Here is a 21,829-nt window from a genome sequence, read left to right as displayed (position 1 = left end):
CGCAGAGCGTCCAGAACGGCATGCGACGCGGAGCGCACGATAATCAAGTGGAGCGTCGGCCTGCCTCAGTCAACCGCCACGCCCAGTTCGGTCAGGCGTTTGAGCAGCGCATCTTCGTCCAGTACGGTCAGCCCCCGCTCGTTGGCCTTGGTCAGTTTCGAGCCTGCACCGGGGCCTGCAACCACGGTGTGGGTCTTGGCCGAGACCGAGCCGGAGACTTTGGCACCAAGGCTTTCGAGTTTTTCCTTGGCGACGTCGCGACTCATGCGTTCCAGCGACCCCGTCAGTACCCAGGTCTGCCCGGCCAGCGGCAAGCCTTCGACGGTTTTTTTCTCGCTGCGCCAGTGCATGCCGAAGTCTTTGAGCTGGGCTTCTATGGCGCGGGCACGCTCGGCATGTGCGCTGTCGTCGAAGAAATCACGGACTGATTTGGCCTGCTTCTCCGGCAGCGTCTGGCGCATGTCCAGCCAATCGGCGCTGATGATGGCCTCCAGCGTGCCGAATCTGTCAGCCAGTTTCTGTGCAGCGCCCGGCCCTACCGACGGGATATGTAATTTGTCGATCAGCCCTTCAAGCGTAGTGCTGGCCGCAAACTCGGCGCCCAACTCGCCCTGGTCCTGCAATTTCAGTCCACATTCGCCCAACAGCGCATCAATGACGTTACGGTTGTGCTCGTCTTCGAAGAAGCTGTGAATTTCGTAGGCGACTTCCAGACCGACATCCGGCAGGTACGTCAGGACTTCCGGCAATGCCTGTTTGACTCGGTCCAGGGACGCCAGCGAACGCGCCAGCACCTTGGCCGTCTCTTCTCCCACATCAGGAATACCCAAGGCATAGATGAAGCGCGCCAGGGTCGGCTGTCGACTGTCGGCAATCGCCTTGAGCAGCTTGTTGCTGGAAATTTCGGCAAAGCCTTCCAGGTCGATGATCTGCTCGTATTTCAGCTTGTACAAGTCGGCAGGCGAGCCAATGAGTTTTTCATCGACCAGTTGCTCGATGGTCTTGTCGCCCAACCCTTCAATGTCCATCGCACGACGTGACACATAGTGGATGATCGCCTGTTTGAGTTGCGCACCGCAGGCCAGACGCCCGACACAGCGATACACCGCGCCCTCGGTGACGGTTTCCTTGCCTTTGCTGCGTTTGATCAGCTGCGTGCGCTCGACATGCGAGCCACACACCGGGCAGGTCTGTGGAACCTGCACCGCCCTGGCATTCTCGGGGCGGCGCTCGGCAACCACCTGCACTACCTGCGGAATCACGTCACCGGCACGCCGGATGATTACCGTGTCGCCAATCATCAGGCCGAGCCGCGCCACTTCGTCCATGTTGTGCAGCGTGGCGTTGGCGACCATGACACCCGCCACCTTGACTGGCTTGAGGCGCGCGACCGGCGTTACCGCACCGGTACGGCCTACCTGGAACTCGACATCCAGCAACTCGGTCAGCTCTTCCATGGCCGGGAATTTATGGGCGATCGCCCAGCGTGGCTCGCGGGCACGAAAGCCCAGTTCGCGCTGCGCAGCCAGGTTGTTGACCTTGAACACCACACCGTCGATCTCGTAGTTCAGCGTCAGGCGCCGCTCACCGATATCGCGGTAATAGTCCAGACACTCCTCGACGCCATTCGCCAGCTTCAGCTCGCGACTGACCGGCATCCCCCATTTTTTCAACGTTTCAAGCACGCCGATGTGAGTGTCGGCGATTTCCGCCGAAGTCTGCCCCAGGCCATAGCAGCAGAATTCCAGCGGACGATTGGCAGTGATTTTCGAGTCCAGTTGGCGCAGGCTGCCCGCCGCTGCATTGCGCGGGTTGGCGAAGGTTTTGCCGCCGATTTCCAGCTGGCTGGCGTTGAGCCGCTCGAAACCTGCCTTAGACATGAACACTTCGCCGCGCACTTCCAGCACATCCGGCCAGCCCTTGCCTTTCAGCTTGAGCGGGATATTGCGCACGGTGCGTACATTGACGCTGATGTCCTCGCCGGTTGTCCCGTCCCCACGCGTCGCACCGCGTACCAGCGCACCATCGCGATACAGCAGGCTGACTGCCAGACCGTCCAGCTTGGGCTCGCAGCTGTACTGCACCTTGCTGCCCGCACCAAACAGGTCCCCGGCAGGCAAATCCAGCCCTTCGGTTACCCGCCGGTCAAACTCGAGCATGTCGTTTTCTTCGAAGGCGTTGCCCAGGCTGAGCATCGGCATTTCGTGTCGCACTTGGGTGAACGCCGACAAAGCGGCACTGCCAACCCGTTGCGTCGGCGAATCCGGCGTGACCAGATGCGGGTTTCCTGCCTCAAGGGCCTTGAGTTCGTGAAACAGGCGGTCGTACTCGACATCCGGGATGCTGGGCTCATCCAGAACGTGATAGCGGTAGTTGTGCTCATCCAGCTCTGCACGCAGTTCCAGGATTCGGGTTTCGACGGCCTTCATACGGTGTTCTCTCAAAAAGCAAAAGAGCAGCCGAGGCTGCTCAATCTGTTGGCTCTGTTCTGTTCAAGCCCAAGTCCCGAAAAGGCCTGCCGGAGCATGCTCCTGATCGGGACGTGGACAAGGATTCGCTTAACCGCGACGCTGGGTCAACGCACGGCGCTCGAATTCAACGATGCGCTGACGGTAATGCTCGATGGTTTGCGCGGTCATGACGCTGCGCTGATCATCCTTCAGTTCGCCATCCAGCTCGTGAGCCAGCTTGCGAGCGGCGGCAACCATGACGTCGAAGGCCTGCTTGGGATGACGCGGGCCTGGCAAACCAAGGAAGAAGCTCACGGCACGGGTGCTGAAATGGTCGATATCGTCCAGATCGAACACGCCGGGCTTGACCGCATTGGCCATCGAGAACAGCACTTCGCCGTTACCTGCCATGCTTTCGTGACGGTGGAAAATATCCATCTCGCCAAAACGCAGGCCGCTTTCCAGGATGTTCTGCAACAACGCAGGGCCCTTGAAGCCGCCTTCACTGCGCGAAATCACGCTGATGACCAGCACTTCCTCAACCGGAGGCAGGTCCTTGTCCTCAGTGATGCGCTGGGCAGGCTTGTCGTCCGGGAAGTCATCGTCACGCCCGGTGAACAGGCTCGGGCCGTCCAGATCCAGATTCAGGTCACCCTGCTGCGGTTCGTCCTTGCGCTTCTTGTCGCTGTTGCCACGCTTGTCACTGTTGCTGCGCTTGCCCTCACGCGGGCTGGCGCTCATCGACGGCAAATCATGCTCATCGAGCTGCGGCTCCTTGTGGGTGTCCAGCACACGGGGCGGCCCGAGCACTTCGGCCGACGTGGCTTCCTCCTCATCCGGAAGATTGGAGAAGCTTCGATCCAGCCTGAATTTCAACTTACCTTTGCTGCCGCGCATACGGCGCCAGCCATCAAAAAGAATACCGGCAATGACTATTATGCCGATGACGATCAGCCACTCGCGCAGACCGATTTCCATGTAATCCAGTGCCTCTAATGAAGAAATCTGAAAATAAGGGCCTAAACCCCTTTAATACGTGGTGCCAAGTCTATGTTCTGACTGGCAATTTGCCCACGCGAAAATAAAAAGTGGTCACTAAACTAGCACGACCAAAGGTAACTTTACACCGTCTGTTACGTCTCTTCGCCGCCCAAAGTGCCATCTATCACACAACCGTCACATTTTCAGGCGCTTACGCAGCCATTTCGCCGCTGAATCAGGCCCGAACTCAGGCGTCCACCAGCGCCATCGCTTGCTCTACATCCACCGCTACCAGCCGCGAACAGCCTGGTTCATGCATCGTCACGCCCATCAATTGGTCAGCCATTTCCATGGCGATCTTGTTGTGGGTGATGTAGATGAACTGAACAGTTTGTGACATTTCTTTCACTAACCGCGCATAGCGACCCACGTTGGCGTCATCCAGCGGCGCATCCACCTCATCAAGCATGCAAAACGGCGCAGGATTGAGTTTGAAAATGGCAAAAACCAGCGCCAGTGCAGTCAAGGCTTTTTCCCCACCCGACAGCAGATGAATGGTGCTGTTCTTCTTGCCGGGAGGGCGCGCCATGATTGTCACCCCTGTATCGAGTAAATCTTCGCCCGTCAGTTCCAAATAAGCGGAGCCACCACCGAAAACTTTTGGGAAAAGTGCCTGAATTCCGCTATTTATCTGATCGAAGGTATCTTTGAAGCGGTTTCGGGTTTCTTTATCGATCTTGCGGATGACGTTTTCCAACGTGTCGAGTGCTTCCACCAGATCAGCATCCTGCGCATCCAGATAACGCTTGCGTTCGGATTGCTGCTGGTACTCGTCAATAGCGGCAAGGTTGATCGCTCCCAGACGCTGAATACGCCCGGCGATGCTCTCCAGTTGCTGCTCGGCCGCCTGCTCGCTGGCATCAGGGGTCAACGTGGCGAGCACGCCGTGCAGGTCGTAGCCGTCCTCGTGCAATTGGTCCTGCAACGCCGTGCGGCGCACCGTCAGCGACTGCCATTCCAGACGTTGCTGCTCAAGCTGACCGCGCAGCAGTTGCGACTGCTGTTCGGCCTGGGTCCGGCGCTTTTCGGCTTCACGCAATTCGCGGTCAGCGTCTTCGAGGGCGTTCTTGGCGATGCGCATTTCATCATCGACCACCATGCGCCGCTCCAGCAGCTCTTCAAGCTTGAGGCGCAGCTCTTCAAGCGGTGCCTCGCCCTCCTCCAGATTCAGACTCAGTTGCTCGCGTTTTTCGCTCAGCCTTTCGGACTGCATGCGCAGGCGCTCCAGCGCCTGACGCGTCGAATCGTACTGCGCCTTGAGCGAGCCCAGACGCACCGCCAGTTGATGACTGTGATCCTTGTGCTGCCGAGCATCCTGGCGAATCCTATCCAGACGCTCACGCAGCGCATCACGCTGCGCCTGAAGCACTTCGCGCTGTTCGGTATCCTGCGCCATGCTGTCCAGTGCATCCTGCAATTGCAGGCGCGATTCGCCGAGGTGCTCGTGCTCGACAGCGCGTTGCTCGCCCAGCTCGGCCAGCTCTTCGTCCAGACGAGTACGACGCAGGGTCAACTGCTCGACCTTCACCCTGACCGCCGACAGTTGCGCCTTCAACTCGCTTTGCTGACGGGTTTCGTCCTGCACGCGGCGGCGCAGTTGCTCGCGGGCTTCTTCCAGCTGCGATTGTTGCTCGCGCAGCACCAGCAATTGCTCTTCAAGCGTAGCCAGCGTCGCTTCGCGCTCATCACGCTCCAGGCCCAGCCTTTGTAACTCCTGCCCCCGCGCCAGCACGCCACTCTGCGCCTCGCTGGCACGTCGCACACGTAAAAAGTGCCGCCCGACCCAATAGCCGTCACGGCTGATCAGGCTTTGTCCGGCGCTGAGTTGCGCACGTCGCGCCAGCGCTTCGTCCAGATCCTCGACCGGAATCACCTGGCCCAGCCAGGCGGACAGATCAACCGTACTGTCCACTTTCTCCAGCAGGCTGCCAGGCACCCGCACTGTATCGGCACCGGCGCTGAGCAAGCGCAGATCGCCCTGCTGGAAGTTCGCCAGATCAAGCGCGCCGAAGTCATCCACCAGCACAGCCTGCAAATCCGCGCCGAGCACGGTCTCCACGGCCAGCTCCCAGCCCGCTTCGACACTCAGCCCCTCGGCCAGACGCGGGCGTTCGGCCAGTTGCTGATCCCGCAGCCATTCGGCGGTGCCGGTGTCCGGGTCAAGTGCCGCCTGTTGCAGCGCTTCCAGAGAAGCCAAACGCCCGTTGAGACGTTGCAGCTCGCCCTGCGCCTGCTGTTGCGCCTGGCTGGCCTGCTGCAGAGCTTCACGCAATTGCTCAAGACGCTCGACCGCCTGTTCTTCGCCTGCGTGCAGCTCTTCAAGGGTCATGTCACGGGTGGCGAGGTCTTCGCTCAGTTCCAGAATGGCCGCATCTTCAGGATCGGCGGCCAGCAACTGACGCTCTTCGGCCAGACGCCGCTGGCGTTCGGCAAGGCGTTCGATGCTTTGTTCAAGTTGCTGAATGCGCGACTGCTGGACCTGCGCCTGGCGCTGTGGCTCGGCGGATTGCTGATTGAAGACGTCCCACTTCTCCTGCCAGCCCTGCATGGCCGCTTCGGCGTCTTCCAGGGCAATGGCCGACTCTTCGGCGGCCGCGCTGGTCATTTCCTGCTCGGGCTCAAGCATCTCCAGCTCTTCGCCCAGGGTGGCAAGCAAGGTGGTGTCGTGGCCGAGATGGGATTCGGTTTCCTGGCGGGCGCGCTCTGCTTCGCGCAGGTCGTCCTGCAATTGACGCAGCCGCTGCTGACCGTGCTGGATGCTCTGCTCGACGCGGGCGATGTCGCCACCGACCGAATAAAAACGGCCCTGCACCAGGTTGAAGCGTTCGGACAGATCATGATGGCCGTCGCGCAGCCTTTCGATGCTGGCATCGGCGCTGCGCTGATCAGCCACCAGCGCTTCAAAACCGATCTCCTGATTGCCGATCACAGCCTCGCGCTGCCCCACCAGATCATTCAGCGCCTGCCAGCGCAGGGCCGACAGTTGCGCCTTCAACTGGCGTTCTTCGGCCTTGTATTCCTGATACTTCTCGGCGGCCTGGGCCTGCCGGTGCAGGCGCTCCAACTGACGCTCGAGTTCTTCCCGAAGGTCAGTCAGGCGCGCCAGGTTCTCGTGGGTGCGGCGAATACGGTTTTCGGTTTCCCGGCGCCGCTCCTTGTACTTGGAAATCCCTGCGGCCTCTTCGATGAAGTTGCGCAGGTCTTCGGGCTTGGCTTCGATCAGCTTGGAGATCATGCCCTGTTCGATGATCGAATAGCTGCGCGGCCCCAGGCCGGTGCCGAGGAAGATGTCGGTGATGTCGCGACGGCGGCATTTGGTGCCGTTGAGGTAGTAGCTGTTCTGACTGTCGCGGGTCACTTTACGGCGAATGGAGATTTCCGCATACGCCGCGTACTCGCCGACCAGCGTGCCGTCCGAGTTGTCGAAGACCAGTTCGATGCTGGCCTGGCTGACCGGTTTGCGGCTGGTGGAGCCGTTGAAGATGACGTCGGTCATCGACTCGCCGCGCAGGTTCTTGGCCGAGCTTTCGCCCATCACCCAGCGCACGGCGTCGATGATATTGGATTTGCCACAGCCATTGGGGCCGACGACAGCCGCCATGTTGCTGGGGAAGTTCACCGTGGTGGGGTCGACGAAAGATTTGAACCCCGCCAGCTTGATGCACTTCAGGCGCACGGCGTCAGCCCTTTGCCAAGGCGGCCAGCACCAGCTGGCAGCTGCGCTGACAGTAGCTGACCAGCACGACACGAATCTTCGGTATGTCCCGCGCCACCACTGCGCCAAGCAGTTCGTCGAATAATGCCAGGTAGTCGCCCATATCGGCCTTGCGTTGCTCGAGCGCGAGGAAATAGCTGCGGCTCATGGAAGGCTGCAGGTTCTCGACGGTTTCCTCGAGGTACGGGTTGTTGGCGAACGGATAGGCCGCGCGCATCACATTGAAGCTCTCTTCGACGAATGCGTTGACGTCCTGCTGCTGGAAACTGCCCTGCAGACGCTGTTGTATCTGCAGAAACGGCGCAAGATCGTCCTCGGTCTTCCAGCGCTCGACCACCGCATTGGCCAGCAGAATGTAAAGCTCGCTCATCAGGCAGCACAGGCTGGTGACGTTATGGGCGTTGAGCACCGTGACCTGCGCGCCACGACGCGGCAGGATCACCACCAGGTGGCGGCGCTCCAGAATCAGCAGTGCTTCGCGCACGGAGCCACGGCTGACGTTCAACGCCTGCGTGACTTTCTGCTCCTGAATACGCTCTCCAGGCTTGAGCTCACCGCGAATGATCCGCTCGGCAAGATGATGAGCAATTTGCTCAGCGAGGCTGTCCGGGGCCTTGAACGTCATGACTATCCTTCAGAAAAAACCAGTTCAGCATGCAAGTCGCGGAGTGTATCGCAACCGGCACGGGTGGCGCAGGGCCATAAACACGGAAACTGGCACGAAATACGCAAAACCTTGAATACACCCGGCAGGCGATTCAAGAACCAGAGGTTGTTTGATCGGCAGATCGCCGAAAAACTCAATTTCCTGACTCCGAAGTCAGAAACAAATTGACCCAATAAGCAGAGCTGATAGATTCATCGACATGTCTGATGACAATAAATATGAGGGCTTTGCGCCGTGATTCAGTTCCTTTTGAACCAAGAGCTAAAAACCGAGCGCAGCCTGAATCCGAACATGACCGTGCTGACCTACCTGCGTGAGCAGGCACACAAGCCCGGTACCAAGGAAGGTTGTGCCAGCGGAGACTGCGGTGCCTGCACCGTCGTGGTTGGCGAGTTGCACAGTGACGCCGATGGCAAGCAAACGTTGCGTTATCGCAGCCTCAATTCGTGCCTGACGTTCATGGCGTCGCTGCACGGCAAGCAATTGATCAGCGTCGAAGACCTCAAGCACCAGGGTCAGTTGCACAGCGTGCAACAGGCCATGGTCGAGTGTCACGGCTCGCAATGCGGCTTCTGTACCCCAGGCTTTGTGATGTCGCTGTTTGCCCTGCAAAAGAACAGCACCGACGCCAACGCGCATCAGGCTCACGAAGCGTTGGCAGGCAATTTGTGCCGCTGCACCGGTTATCGCCCTATTCTGGCCGCCGCCGAGCAGTCTTGCAGCCAGCGCCAGCCGGATCAGTTCGATCAGCGCCAGGCTGAGACGGTCGAGCGCCTGCGGGCAATCACCCCGGCCCAGACCGAAGCACTGAGCGACGGCGAAAAAAACTGCTTCATTCCGCTGACCGTGGCAGACCTGGCCGACCTTTATGGCAGCCATCCGCAGGCCCGTCTGCTGGCGGGCGGCACTGATCTGGCGCTGGAAGTCACCCAATTTCACAAACAGTTGCCGGTGATGATTTACGTAGGACACATCGACGAGATGAAGGGAGTGAAGCGTTTCAACGACCGTCTGGAGATCGGCGCGGCCACTCCGCTGACCGATTGTTATGCAGCACTAAAGGCCGAATATCCGGACTTTGGCGAGTTACTACAACGCTTCGCCTCGTTGCAGATCCGCAATCAGGGCACGCTGGGTGGCAATATCGGCAATGCCTCGCCGATTGGCGACTCCCCGCCCCTGCTGATCGCCCTTGGCGCGCAGATCGTGCTGCGCAAAGGCAACGGCCAACGCACGCTGGCGCTGGAGGATTACTTCATCGACTACAAGGTCACGGCTCGCCGGGAGAGTGAGTTCATCGAAAAGATCATCGTGCCGACCGCCAATCCACTGCAGACCTTTCGTGCCTATAAAGTTTCAAAACGCCTGGATGACGACATTTCGGCGGTCTGTGCGGCATTCCGCCTGACCATAGAAGACGGCGTGATCCGCGAGGCACGTGTGGCGTATGGCGGCATGGCGGCGATTCCGAAGCGCGCAGCGGCCTGCGAGCGAGCCCTGGTCGGTCAGCTCTGGAGCAATGAAACCGTTGAGCAGGCCTGCGCTGCACTGAGCGAAGATTTCACGCCGCTGTCGGACTTCCGTGCCAGCAAGGAATATCGCCTGTTGAGCACGCAAAACCTGCTGCGCAAGTACTTAATCGAAGTGCAGACGCCTGCCGTCGCAACGCGGGTGACTGACTATGTCTGAGCATTCTCCATCCATTACCCAGGCCGAAATGCTCGCCGTGTTTCAGCAGGGCTTGAGCACTGGCGTCGGTCGCAGCGTCAAGCATGACAGCGCCGACAAACATGTGTCCGGCGAAGCGGTGTATATCGATGATCGCCTGGAGTTTCCCAATCAGTTGCATGTGTATGCACGTCTTTCCGACCGTGCCCACGCGCGAATCATCAGCATCGATACCTCGCCCTGCGACGCCTTCGACGGCGTACGCATTGCGATTACTCATCAGGATATTCCGGGGCTGAAGGACATCGGGCCGTTGCTGCCCGGCGATCCGCTGCTGGCCATCGACACGGTGGAGTTTGTCGGTCAACCGGTGCTTGCCGTTGCTGCTCGCGATCTGGACATTGCCCGGCAGGCGGCAATGGCGGCGATTATCGAATATGAGGACCTGGAGCCGGTGCTGGATGTGGTTCAGGCGCTGCGTCAGAAACACTTTGTGCTCGACAGCCACACGCACAAACGTGGCAACTCGGCCGCAGCGCTGGCAGGCGCAACCCACCGTTTGCAGGGCAACCTGCACATCGGCGGTCAGGAACATTTTTACCTGGAAACCCAGATATCCTCGGTGATGCCGACCGAAGACGGCGGCATGATCGTCTATTGCTCGACCCAAAACCCCACGGAAATCCAGAAGCTGGTGGCCGAGGTACTGGGCGTGCCGATGAACCGCATCGTGGTCGACATGCGGCGCATGGGCGGTGGCTTTGGCGGCAAGGAAACCCAGGCGGCGAGCCCGGCCTGCCTGTGCGCCGTGATTGCCCGGCTGACCGGCCAGCCCACCAAGATGCGCCTGCAACGCTTTGAAGACATGCAGATGACCGGCAAGCGCCACCCGTTCTACATCGAGTACGACGTGGGCTTCGACGACGAGGGTCGTTTGCAGGGTATAGAGCTGGATCTGGCAGGCAACTGCGGCTACTCGCCGGACCTGTCCGCGTCGATTGTCGACCGCGCCATGTTTCACGCCGACAACGCCTACTATCTGGGCGAAGCCACGGTCAACGGCCATCGCTGCAAGACTCACACCGCGTCCAACACGGCCTACCGTGGCTTTGGCGGCCCGCAAGGTATGGTCGCCATTGAAGAAGTCATGGACTGCATCGCGCGCTTCCTCGGCAAGGACCCGCTGGCGGTGCGCAAGGCCAACTATTACGGCAAGACCGAGCGTAACGTCACGCACTATTACCAGACGGTCGAGCACAACCTGCTGGAAGAGATGACCGCCGACCTCGAACAGAGCAGCCAGTATGCCGAGCGCCGCGAAGCCATTCGCACGTTCAATGCCGGAAGCCCGATCCTGAAAAAAGGGCTGGCGCTGACGCCGGTCAAATTCGGCATTTCATTTACCGCCAGCTTCCTCAATCAGGCCGGTGCGCTGATTCACATCTACACCGACGGCAGCATCCACCTGAACCATGGCGGCACCGAGATGGGCCAGGGTTTGAACACCAAAGTCGCGCAGGTCGTGGCTGAAGTGTTTCAAGTGGACATTGACCGTATTCAGATCACCGCCACCAACACCGACAAGGTGCCGAACACCTCGCCCACCGCCGCCTCAAGCGGCACCGACCTGAACGGCAAGGCCGCGCAGAATGCCGCTGAAACCCTCAAGCAGCGGCTGGTGGAGTTCGCAGCCCGGCACTATCAGGTGGCAGAAACAGAAGTCGAGTTTCGCAACGGCCATGTGCGGATCGGCGATATTTTCCTGCCCTTCGCCGAGCTGGCGCAGTTGGCATGGATGGGCCAGGTTTCGTTGTCCAGCACCGGCTATTACAAGACGCCGAAGATTTTCTATGACCGCAGCCAGGCGCGTGGCCGACCGTTCTATTACTACGCGTTTGGTGCGGCCTGCGTCGAGGTCATCGTCGACACGCTGACAGGCGAGTACAAAATGTTGCGCACCGACATTCTGCACGACGTTGGCGCCTCGCTGAACCCGGCCATCGATATCGGCCAGGTCGAAGGCGGCTACATTCAAGGCGCAGGCTGGCTGACCACCGAGGAACTGGTGTGGAACGACAAGGGCAAGCTGATGACCAGCGGCCCGGCGTCCTACAAGGTCCCTGCGGTGGCGGACATGCCGCTTGATCTGCGCATCAAACTGGTGGAGAACCGCAAGAACCCGGAAGACACCGTATTCCACTCCAAGGCAGTGGGCGAGCCACCGTTCATGCTCGGCATCGCGGCCTGGTGCGCAATCAAGGACGCTGTGGCGAGCCTGGGTGATTATCGCCATCAACCGGACATTGACGCGCCTGCAACTCCGGAAAAAGTGTTGTGGGGCTGTGAGCAGATGCGCCAGAAAAGCGCTGCGCGTCGCGCATCCGGCGAAGGTGCCGAGCCGATTGTTTCCGCCCCTTCGCGGGTAAGTGAAGCTTCGCCAGGCTCGCCTTCACCTGTTCAAGATGCCCCCGTGGGAGCGAGCTTGCTCGAGAAGGCGCCTGGCCTGGATCACTCTGTCCTGGAGCAGAAATGAACAACTGGATCAGCGCCCTGGCCGAGCTACAGGCCCGTGGAGAGCCCGGCATTCTGGTGACCATCATCGAGGAGCTGGGCTCGACGCCACGCAACGCCGGCTCGAAGATGGTGGTCTGTGCCGAGCATATCCACGACACCATCGGCGGCGGGCACCTGGAATACAAGGCCATGCAAATCGCCCGCGAGATGCTGGCCAGCGGCACCCGGCAGACGCGTCTGGAACGTTTCAACCTCGGCGCAAGCCTCGGTCAGTGCTGTGGCGGCGTGAACGTGCTGTTGTTCGAACCGATGGGAGAGCCCGTCGCGCAGATCGCCGTGTTCGGTGCCGGTCATGTCGGCCGCGCGCTGGTGCCGCTGCTGGCCAGCCTGCCCTGCCGGGTGCGCTGGATCGACAGCCGCGAGCATGAATTCCCCGAGTCGATGCCCGATGGCGTGATGAAGATCGTCAATGACGAGCCGGTCGACGAGGTCGCGCAACTGCCTGTGGGCACCTATTGCGTCGTGATGACCCACAACCATCAACTGGATCTGGAACTGACGGCCGCCATCCTCGGGCGTGGTGACTTCGGTTACTTCGGACTGATCGGCTCGAAAACCAAACGGGTCAAGTTCGAACATCGCTTGCGGGAACGCGGTTTCGACGCCAGCCTGCTGCAACGCATGCGTTGCCCGATGGGCCTGGCCGAGGTCAAAGGCAAGCTGCCCATCGAGATCGCGGTGTCGATCGCCGCGGAAATAATCGCCACTTACAATGTCAGCTTTGGCCAACACACCGCCAACGCCGAACCTATCGCCAGACTGCTGCCTGCATCGCGCCGCAGTCAGTCGCAATGAGTCACAACGAGAGTGCCATGAGTTCAGTTTCCCGCCGTAAAGCCTACCGCGCCGCCATCCTTCACAGCATTGCCGACCCCGCGGAGGTGACAGTAGAGGCGTCTTATGAGTATTTTGCCGATGGCCTGTTGCAGGTCGAAAACGGCAAAGTCATTTCAGTGGGCCCTGCTGCCGATTTGCTCGATAGCCTCGACAGCGATGTCGAGCTTATCGAATACCCGGACGCACTGATCACACCGGGCTTCATCGATACTCATATCCACTTGCCGCAAACCGGCATGATCGGCGCGTACGGCGAGCAACTGCTCGACTGGCTCAACACCTACACTTTCCCCTGCGAAAGCCAGTTCGCCGACCCCGAGCATTCAGCGCAAGTGGCGGACATCTTTATCAAGGAACTGCTGCGCAACGGTACGACCACAGCGCTGGTGTTCGGCAGCGTGCATAAAGAATCGGTAGAGGCGTTTTTCAATGCGGCTCAGGCACTCGATCTGCGCATGATCGCCGGCAAGGTGATGATGGACCGCAATGCGCCGGATTATCTGGTTGATACGCCAGAATCCGGGTATGCCGACAGCAAGGCGCTGATCGAACGCTGGCACGGTAAAGGGCGTTTGAGCTACGCAGTGACCCCGCGATTCGCGCCGACCAGCAGCCCGGAGCAATTGAGCCTGGCTGGGCAGTTGCTTACTGAGTATCCCGGCCTGTACATGCAGACCCACATCAGCGAAAACCTTCAGGAGATCGAGTGGGTCAAGGCGCTGTTCCCCGAGCGCAAGCATTACCTGGATGTATACGATCACTTCAACCTGCTCGGCGAGCGCTCGGTGTTCGCCCATGGCGTGCACTTGTGTGACGAACAGTGCGCACGACTGGCGCAGACCGGTTCGGCGATTGCCTTCTGCCCGACCTCCAACCTGTTTCTGGGCAGCGGCCTGTTCAACCTGCCGATGGCCGAAAAGCACAAGGTGAATGTAGGCCTGGGCACCGACGTGGGCGGCGGCACCAGTTTTTCGATTCTGCAAACCCTGAACGAAGCTTACAAGGTCATGCAAATGCAGGGCGCACGGCTCAATCCGTTCAAGTCGCTCTATCTGGCGACATTGGGCGGCGCACGCGCATTGCGACTGGAAGACAAGGTCGGCAGCCTGAAACCCGGTAACGAAGCCGACTTTCTGGTGCTGGACTACAACGCCACCCCGCTGCTGTCATACCGGTTGAAACAGGCTAAAGACATCGAAGAGATTCTGTTTGTGCTGATGACGATTGGTGATGACCGGACGGTGAAGCAGACTTGGTCGGGTGGGCGCTTGGTGCATGACAGAGGCTAAATCGTCCCTCACGCTCACGCAGGCTCTGCGTCGTCAAGAGGACGCGGAGCGTCCAGAACGGCATGCGAGGAGCGTCGCACAATGGTCAAAGCTTCAGCACGAAGTTGAGGTTATCGTTCCCTACGCTCCGCGTGGGAATGCAGGTCTCGACGCTCTGCGTCGCACAATAATTGTTCATCCACACAGCCTCAACGCCCGGTCTTTTTCCGACCCATGACGTGCGAGAACACCGCATGCAAATCGTCCGAGGCACTGTCCTGGTCGAGGTTGAGCTTGCCGTCGATGTGGTCCATGTGATGCATCATCAACTCGACGGCGAGCGGCGCATCGCGCGCTTCGATAGCGTCGATCAGCTGAGTGTGTTCGTCATAGGAACAATGTGTGCGGTTGCCGGTTTCGTACTGGGCAATGATCAATGAAGTCTGCGATACCAGGCTGCGCTGGAAGCTGATCAGCGGCGCGTTTCTGGCGGCTACGGCCAGTTGCAGATGGAATTCGCCGGAGAGACGGATGCCTGCACCTCGATCACCACGGGCAAAGCTGTCGCGCTCGTCGCTGACCATCTGACGCAGTTCGGCCAGTTGCTCGGCAGTGGCGTGCGCGACTGCCAGTTCAGTGATTGCCTTCTCGACCATGCGCCGGGCAAAAAATACCTGGCGCGCCTCTTCGACGCTGGGGCTGGCGACCACCGCGCCACGATTAGGGCGCAACAGCACCACACCTTCATGCCCCAACCGCGATAGAGCGCGACGAATGATGGTGCGGCTGACACCAAAGATCTCGCCCAGCGCCTCTTCACTCAATTTGGTGCCCGGCGCCAGCCGCTGCTCCAGAATGGCATCGAAAATATGCTCGTAAACGGCATCGTCCTGAGTAACGCTGCGGCTGGCGCTGGTCGTGCCGCGCGGCTGTTTCTTGAGAGGCAGGGACTGGTCGTTCATGGGCACTCGTGCGCAGATGGATTACGGCGTTGGGACTGGCGCATTGTACACAGGGCAAAACCGGAAACGCGCGCAAAAAAAGGCCCGCAGTGTGGGGCGGGCAAGAGGCACTCAGCTGCCCCGATACGTCGAGTAGCTGTACGGCGAGATTAACAGCGGTACATGAAAGTGTTCCTGACCTGCATCAATGCCAAAGCGCAGCACCACTTCATCGAGAAAGGCCGGTTCATTCAATACCACGCCTCGCGCACGGTAATAATCGCCAGCCTGAAAGTGCAGTTGATAAACCCCGGACTGATAAGTGTCTCCCTGCAACAGGGGCGCATCGCAACGTCCGTCGCTGTTGGTGACAGCGCTGACAACGTGCAGAAGCTGCTGGCCTTCGACCCGATACAATTCAATGCGGATGGCACTGCCTGGGCAACCGTGGGCAGCGTCCAGCACGTGTGTGGTCAATTTCCCCAAAACTTCACTCCTCACATCCGGCGATGGTGAAACAGTGCACCAATGAAGTGCTCTGCATGGTGCGATTGCGACCGATTAAGACACTTTCGCAAAAACCTGTACACAATAAAATCTTCAGTGGATTGCAGCTGACGCCTGTGCTGCTCGCCAATCGTCGAATTACCTGAAAAGAAAGGAAGCAAAGGAAAAATATCAGATTTTTTTCGATTAGCTGACCACTCAGGCAGGTTTCTTGCTTTCTTTATTTGAACCGGCACAAATCGGTAACGAAACCTACAGGGTTACAAGCCGAAAATAAAATTGTATACAACCTTCGCGCCGCAGTGCCTTGTCTGCCATTCGCACCGCACCTGGCTTAACGCACATAACGCACAAAAGGAAGCTTGCAGTGAGCGCTGACTACCCACGCGACCTGATCGGTTACGGCAACAACCCGCCTCATCCATGCTGGCCGGGCAACGCGCGCATTGCCTTGTCATTCGTGCTGAATTACGAGGAAGGTGGCGAGCGCAATATTCTGCACGGTGACAAGGAATCAGAAGCCTTTCTGTCCGAGATGGTTGCTGCGCAGCCATTGCAGGGCCAGCGCAATATGAGCATGGAATCGCTTTATGAATATGGCAGCCGCGCAGGTGTATGGCGCATTCTCAGGCTGTTCAAGCAGTTCGATATTCCCCTGACCATTTTCGCCGTGGCCATGGCCGCGCAGCGTCATCCCGAGGTGATCCGCGCCATGGTCGCCGACGGTCACGAAATCTGCAGCCACGGTTATCGCTGGATCGACTATCAGAACATGGAAGAAGCCGACGAGCGTGAACACATGCGCCAGGCGATTCAGATCCTCACCGAGATCAGTGGCGAACGGCCGCTGGGCTGGTACACCGGGCGCACCGGGCCCAATACGCGGCGACTGGTGATGGAGGAAGGCGGTTTTCTCTATGATTGCGACACCTACGACGACGACCTGCCGTACTGGGAGCCGAACAACCCCACCGGCAAGCCGCATCTGGTCATCCCCTACACGCTGGACACCAACGACATGCGCTTCACCCAGGTGCAGGGCTTCAACAATGGCGAACAATTCTTTCAATACCTCAAGGACGCGTTCGACGTGCTGTATGCCGAAGGCGAAGACGCACCGAAGATGCTTTCCATCGGTCTGCATTGCCGCCTGATCGGTCGCCCTGCCCGGCTGGCTGCGCTCAAGCGTTTCATTGAGTACGTCAGAGGCCATGAGCAGGTGTGGTTCACCCGACGTGTCGATATCGCCAGGCACTGGCACACTGAACATCCGTTTACCGGCAAGGCCGAGCAATGAGCACGTTTAAAACACTGACACCTTCAAGTCTGGGCCGGGACGCATTCATCGCAGCCTTTGCCGACATCTACGAACACTCACCGTGGGTCGCGCAGCAGGCTTTCGATAAGGGCGCAGGCCCCGAACTGGATCAGGTCGAGGCCCTGCACGCCCGCATGAGCAAACTATTGCTCGGTGCCCCTCACGCGCAACAGCTGGCGCTGATCAATGCCCACCCGGACCTGGCCGGCAAGGCGGCTATCCAGGGTGAGCTGACTCAGGCCAGTACCGATGAGCAGGCAGGCGCCGGTATCCACCACTGCACGCCTGAGGAGTTCCAGCGCTTTACCGAGCTGAACGAGGCTTACAAGGCCCGCTTCGGCTTTCCGTTCATCATGGCGGTCAAGGGCAGCGACAGGCACAAAATTCTGGCAGCGTTCGAACAACGCATCCATCACTCGCCCGAGGCCGAGTTCGCTTGCGCCCTGGCCGAGATCAACAAAATCGCACTGTTTCGTCTACAGGTGCTTTGAGCGTCGCCGTTATCAACCTGTTCAGAAGGCAGACAAGAAGCATGAAAGTTTACGCCGCACCGTTCGAGAAGTTCGTGAACCTGGCCGACGCGCGCCTGGGCACCAAAATCCTTTCGGTCACCGATGACTGGTTCGCAGATGCCAACCGGTTGTTCCAGCCGACCCCGGCGGTCTGGAAAGAAGGCGTGTTCGACGACAACGGCAAGTGGATGGACGGCTGGGAGTCGCGCCGCAAGCGTTTCGAAGGATACGACAGCGCAGTGATCCGCCTCGGTGTAGCTGGCACCATCAAGGGTGTAGACATTGATACCTCGTTTTTCACCGGCAACTTTCCGCCTTCCGCTTCGCTGGAAGCGTGCTTTCTGGCCTCTGGCGAACCCGATGAAAACACCGCCTGGACCGAAGTGCTGCCGTCTGTGGAGCTGCAAGGCAACAGCCATCATTACCACGAGATCACCAACGATCAGGCGTTCAGCCACCTGCGCTTCAATATCTACCCGGACGGCGGCGTAGCGCGCCTGCGGGTCTACGGCGTGCCGCATCGCGACTGGTCGAAAGTCAGCGAAGACGAGCAGATCGATCTGGTCGCGGCACTCAACGGTGGCCGGTCGATTGCCTGCTCGGACGAGCATTACGGCAGCATGAGCAATATCCTCAACCCCGGCCGTGGCGTGAACATGGGCGACGGCTGGGAAACCGCGCGCCGTCGCACACCGGGCAACGACTGGGTCATCGTGGCGCTGGGACACAAGGGCGAAGTCGAGAAAGTCATCGTCGACACCCTGCACTTCAAGGGCAATTACCCGGACAGCTGCTCGATCCAGGGTGCTTTCGTCAAGGGCGGTACCGACAGCCAGATCGAAACCCAGAGTTTGTTCTGGCGCGAGCTGCTGCCAAGCCAGAAGCTGACCATGCACGCCGAACACGAGTTCGCCGAGCAGATCAACGCCATCGGCCCGATCACCCATATCCGCCTGAACGTATTCCCGGACGGGGGCGTGAGCCGCCTGCGAGTGCTGGGCAAGGTGTCCAGGTAACAACGTGTGAACTCTCGTTCCCACGCTCCGCATCATACACAGGCCTGATTTGGATTCTGGCCGAAGGCTGTAGGAGCGAACTTGTTCGCGAAGGCTTTGTTCCAAACGGTACATCTTCAGAGGGTGTACCGGCCCTTTCGCGAACACCCACGCCCTTCGGGCAGAAGCAGGCGAGAACCGTATTCCAGGCGCGCCAAGTGCGATAAACCCTGAAGCCATTGAAGAAGAATCCGCATGCGCAAACTGATAATCGAGCCACTGACCAAGGAAGCTTTTGCGCCATTCGGTGATGTGATCGAAACCGATGGCAGCGATCATTTCATGATCAATAACGGCTCGACCATGCGCTTTCATCGTCTGGCTGAAGTACAGACCGCGCAACCGGATGACAAAGCGATCATCAGCATATTCCGCGCCGAAGCGCTGCCGATGCCGTTGACCATTGGCATGCTGGAGCGTCACCCGCAGGGCAGCCAGGCCTTCATCCCGCTGCTCGGCAACCCCTTTCTGATCGTGGTCGCGCCGGTTGGCGATGCACCCGAGTCAGAGCTGACCCGCGCCTTCGTGTCCAACGGCAGGCAGGGTATCAATTACCATCGCGGCGTCTGGCACCACCCGGTGCTGACGATCGAAAAGCAGGATGACTTCCTGGTGGTTGATCGCAGTGGAACGGGCAACAACTGCGACGAGCATTACTTTGCCGAGAGCCAGTTGCTGGTTCTCGATCCCAACCCACTGGAAGGGTAAAAACCGTGCTGGCACATATGATGGAATGGCTGAATCTGGGCGTACGCTGGATTCATATGATTGTGGGCGTGGCCTGGATCGGCGCATCGTTCTACTTTGTCTGGCTGGAGAACAACCTCAACCGCAGCAACCCGCGTGAAGGGTTGTCCGGTGATTTATGGGCGATCCACGGCGGTGGCATTTATCACCTGGAGAAGTACAAGCTCGCGCCGCCGACCATGCCGGAGAATCTGCACTGGTTCAAATGGGAAGCGTATTCAACCTGGCTGTCGGGCGTGGCCCTGTTGTGCGTGGTGTTCTACGCCAATCCGACGTTGTACCTGTTGGCGCCGGGCAGCAGCCTGAGTGGTGCCGAGGGCGTGCACATCGGCCTGGGTTCGTTGTTCGTCGGCTGGTTCATCTACAGTTTTTTGTGCGACTCGCCACTGGGCAAGCGCCCTGCACTGCTGGGCCTGATCCTGTTCCTGCTGCTGGTGGCCGCGGCGTACGAGTTCAGCAAAGTGTTCAGCGGTCGTGGTGCCTACCTGCACGTGGGCGCGATCATGGGCACCATCATGGTCGGCAACGTGTTCCGCATCATCATGCCGGCCCAGCGCGCCCTGGTAGCCGCCATTGCCGAGAACCGCACGCCTGACCCAAGCCTGCCCGCCAAGGGCCTGTTACGTTCACGACACAACAACTACTTCACTCTGCCTGTGCTGTTCATCATGATCAGCAATCACTTTCCGAGCACATACGGCAGTGAGTACAACTGGCTGATTCTGGCGGGCATCGCACTGCTGGCGGTCCTGGTGCGCCACTATTTCAATACAAGACATGACAGCCATCGATTCGCCTGGACCCTGCCGGTCGCTGCGCTGGGCATGCTCTGCCTGGCGTACGTCACCGGCCCTGCGCAAACTCCCGCGAAAATCGTCTATCAACCGCTGCCCGGCACCGCAGTCGGCGGTCATCGGGCCGACGAGAAACCTCCGGAGCCGGTCACCGCGCCGGTCGAGGCCAAGCCTGCCAGTACCGGCGCGGACTTCGCCAAAGTGCATGAAGTGATTCAGCATCGTTGCACGGTGTGCCATTCGGCCACGCCTACCAGTCAGTTGTTCAGCGTTGCGCCTGCGGGGGTGATGTTCGATACGCCAGAACAGATTCAGCAGCAGGCCCCGCGCATCAAGGCGCAGGCCGTCACCTCGCCGATCATGCCGCTGGGCAACATCACCCAGATGACACAGCAGGAACGCGAACTGGTCGGTGCCTGGGTCGATCAAGGCGCACACACTAATTGAGCCCCTCGCTAACCAAGCGCCCCTGAAAAGGGGCGCACTCGCCCCACTTTCGCTCCAGACGCCCTGCGCTGGAGCACTTGAGCCAGACAACGCAAGTCAGTATTCTCCGCCGCCGCTGCAAAACCGGACAACCGCTCCTTGTACGCTGACTTTGACCGAACAGCCAACTAGCTGACTGTACGGTCAGGACTCTGTCGACCCGGAAAAATGACTTGAAACCGACACGTTGATGCCGGTTTGGGGATTACTTCAACTTTTTTCGCTGTTTGGCGCAGCTCTTGCTAACAACACAAAGCTGACCAGACAGACAAATTACTGCAACCACAGACAAGGCGTCATTTAGAGAACGCCAGTCTGAAAAAATCACGATCTACTTCAAGGGACTCACCGCATGAACCGTACGTTTTCCAGCGTGTTACTGGCCAGCAGTCTGCTGGCCGCTGCGCCAGCCATGGCCGGGGATATCTTCCAGTGGCAGAGCAATAGCCTGACCTATCTCAATGGACGAGACTTTGCCGTCAACCCGGCAAACCAGCAGACGTTCACCTTTGAACATGCTGACAGCTGGAAGTACGGCGACAACTTCTTCTTCGTCGACAAGATTTTCTACAACGGTAAGGGAGACGCAACGGCTGGCGATAACACCTATTACGGTGAATTCTCGCCCCGCCTGTCGCTGGGCAAGATATTTGGCCAGAAGTTCGAGTTCGGCCCGATCAGCGATGTGCTGATTGCGGCAACTTACGAATTTGGCGAAGGCGATAACGAGTCTTACCTGATCGGCCCGGCGTTCGATTTGAAGATCCCGGGTTTCGACTACTTCCAGCTGAACTTCTACCAGCGCCAGACTGAAGGCAACCGTCCGGGCGATGGCGTATGGCAGATTACCCCGGTGTGGTCCTACACCATCCCCATGGGCAAATCGGATGTGCTGATCGACGGTTTCATGGACTGGGTAGTGGACAACGACAAGACGTCGCGTGGTACTTACCACTCCAACCTGCACTTCAACCCGCAGATCAAATATGACCTGGGCAAGGCACTGAATTACCCTGAGCGTCAGCTGTACGTCGGTATCGAATACGATTACTGGACCAACAAATACGGCATCAAGGACAGCCGCTCGTTCGACACCGACCAGAACACCGCGAGTTTGCTGGTGAAGGTGTTCTTCTAAGCACGATCCAGTTGTGACGCTCGTTCCCGCGCTCAGCGCGGGAACGCATTTCTGAAGCCTCTGCGCCCAACCTTGAGAGGGTGTTGCTGCGCAGATCTGTGACGCGGAGCG

The 21,829-nt window shown here is 59.3% G+C and carries 16 protein-coding genes; 10 read left to right on the top strand and 6 right to left on the bottom strand.

Translation table 11 applies throughout. The features are described from left to right. Positions 1 to 65 precede the first annotated feature (65 nt). The 4 genes from ligA to ALO64_RS21795 form a co-directional block, all read right to left on the bottom strand. Positions 66 to 2,429 carry an NAD-dependent DNA ligase LigA gene (ligA, locus tag ALO64_RS21810; protein ID WP_044343550.1) on the bottom strand — a complete coding sequence of 788 codons (2,364 nt, stop codon included), beginning with the start codon at positions 2,427 to 2,429 and terminating at the stop codon, positions 66 to 68. Positions 2,430 to 2,558: 129 nt separating this feature from the next. Further along, positions 2,559 to 3,428, bottom strand: a complete 870-nt coding sequence (zipA, locus tag ALO64_RS21805; RefSeq protein ID WP_002552810.1) for a cell division protein ZipA — start codon at positions 3,426 to 3,428, stop codon at positions 2,559 to 2,561. Positions 3,429 to 3,678: 250 nt separating this feature from the next. Beyond that, positions 3,679 to 7,167 (bottom strand): chromosome segregation protein SMC, encoded by a 3,489-nt coding sequence (gene smc, locus ALO64_RS21800; protein WP_044343552.1) that lies wholly within the window; start codon positions 7,165 to 7,167, stop codon positions 3,679 to 3,681. A 4-nt stretch (positions 7,168 to 7,171) separates the two neighbouring features. Then, complete coding sequence (locus ALO64_RS21795) at positions 7,172 to 7,831, bottom strand: GntR family transcriptional regulator (protein WP_003371456.1); 660 nt, start codon at positions 7,829 to 7,831, stop codon at positions 7,172 to 7,174. A gap of 276 nt (positions 7,832 to 8,107) precedes the next feature. On the opposite strand from ALO64_RS21795, the gene xdhA reads away from it, so the two are divergent. From xdhA to guaD, 4 genes are read left to right on the top strand one after another with little or no spacing between them, the layout of a single operon-like run. Then, the gene (xdhA, locus tag ALO64_RS21790) at positions 8,108 to 9,562 is read left to right on the top strand and encodes a xanthine dehydrogenase small subunit (RefSeq protein WP_044343553.1); all 1,455 of its coding nucleotides are present in this window, start codon (positions 8,108 to 8,110) and stop codon (positions 9,560 to 9,562) included. Beyond that, positions 9,555 to 12,074, top strand: coding sequence for a xanthine dehydrogenase molybdopterin binding subunit (gene xdhB / locus ALO64_RS21785; RefSeq protein WP_044343554.1), 2,520 nt, complete (start codon positions 9,555 to 9,557; stop codon positions 12,072 to 12,074). Before xdhA ends, xdhB begins: the two co-directional genes overlap by 8 nt. Beyond that, positions 12,071 to 12,910 (top strand): xanthine dehydrogenase accessory protein XdhC, encoded by an 840-nt coding sequence (gene xdhC, locus ALO64_RS21780; RefSeq protein WP_044343555.1) that lies wholly within the window; start codon positions 12,071 to 12,073, stop codon positions 12,908 to 12,910. The genes xdhB and xdhC overlap by 4 nt, the downstream gene beginning before the upstream one ends. Before the next feature lie 17 nt (positions 12,911 to 12,927). Then, positions 12,928 to 14,241, top strand: coding sequence for a guanine deaminase (gene guaD / locus ALO64_RS21775; protein WP_044343556.1), 1,314 nt, complete (start codon positions 12,928 to 12,930; stop codon positions 14,239 to 14,241). Positions 14,242 to 14,429: 188 nt separating this feature from the next. Here guaD and ALO64_RS21770 read toward each other — a convergent pair whose 3' ends face one another. Continuing rightward, complete coding sequence (locus ALO64_RS21770; RefSeq protein WP_044343557.1) at positions 14,430 to 15,182, bottom strand: GntR family transcriptional regulator; 753 nt, start codon at positions 15,180 to 15,182, stop codon at positions 14,430 to 14,432. Between the two features lie 111 nt (positions 15,183 to 15,293). Then, entirely contained in the window at positions 15,294 to 15,647 is a 354-nt protein-coding gene (uraH, locus tag ALO64_RS21765; RefSeq protein ID WP_002552802.1) for a hydroxyisourate hydrolase, read from the bottom strand. A gap of 388 nt (positions 15,648 to 16,035) precedes the next feature. Here uraH and puuE point away from each other — a divergent pair, with 388 nt between their 5' ends. The 6 genes from puuE to ALO64_RS21735 all read left to right on the top strand — a co-directional run bounded on the left by puuE (position 16,036) and on the right by ALO64_RS21735 (position 21,718). Further along, complete coding sequence (gene puuE / locus ALO64_RS21760) at positions 16,036 to 16,965, top strand: allantoinase PuuE (protein ID WP_044343558.1); 930 nt, start codon at positions 16,036 to 16,038, stop codon at positions 16,963 to 16,965. Beyond that, entirely contained in the window at positions 16,962 to 17,477 is a 516-nt protein-coding gene (uraD, locus tag ALO64_RS21755; RefSeq protein ID WP_044343559.1) for a 2-oxo-4-hydroxy-4-carboxy-5-ureidoimidazoline decarboxylase, read from the top strand. The genes puuE and uraD overlap by 4 nt, the downstream gene beginning before the upstream one ends. 41 nt (positions 17,478 to 17,518) lie before the next feature. Then, complete coding sequence (gene alc / locus ALO64_RS21750) at positions 17,519 to 18,514, top strand: allantoicase (RefSeq protein WP_004665859.1); 996 nt, start codon at positions 17,519 to 17,521, stop codon at positions 18,512 to 18,514. Between the two features lie 234 nt (positions 18,515 to 18,748). Continuing rightward, positions 18,749 to 19,261: an ureidoglycolate lyase gene (locus ALO64_RS21745; RefSeq protein ID WP_044343560.1), complete on the top strand. Its 513-nt coding sequence runs from the start codon at positions 18,749 to 18,751 to the stop codon at positions 19,259 to 19,261. Positions 19,262 to 19,266: 5 nt separating this feature from the next. After that, positions 19,267 to 20,541 carry a urate hydroxylase PuuD gene (locus ALO64_RS21740; RefSeq protein WP_044343561.1) on the top strand — a complete coding sequence of 425 codons (1,275 nt, stop codon included), beginning with the start codon at positions 19,267 to 19,269 and terminating at the stop codon, positions 20,539 to 20,541. A gap of 391 nt (positions 20,542 to 20,932) precedes the next feature. Beyond that, positions 20,933 to 21,718: an outer membrane protein OmpK gene (locus tag ALO64_RS21735; RefSeq protein ID WP_002552796.1), complete on the top strand. Its 786-nt coding sequence runs from the start codon at positions 20,933 to 20,935 to the stop codon at positions 21,716 to 21,718. Positions 21,719 to 21,829 lie beyond the last annotated feature (111 nt).

This window comes from Pseudomonas meliae (assembly GCF_001400515.1).
In the GTDB taxonomy this organism is placed as follows: domain Bacteria; phylum Pseudomonadota; class Gammaproteobacteria; order Pseudomonadales; family Pseudomonadaceae; genus Aquipseudomonas; species Aquipseudomonas amygdali.
The sequence above is the reverse complement of the archived record's forward strand: the minus strand, read 5'-3'. Positions and strand labels throughout refer to the sequence as shown.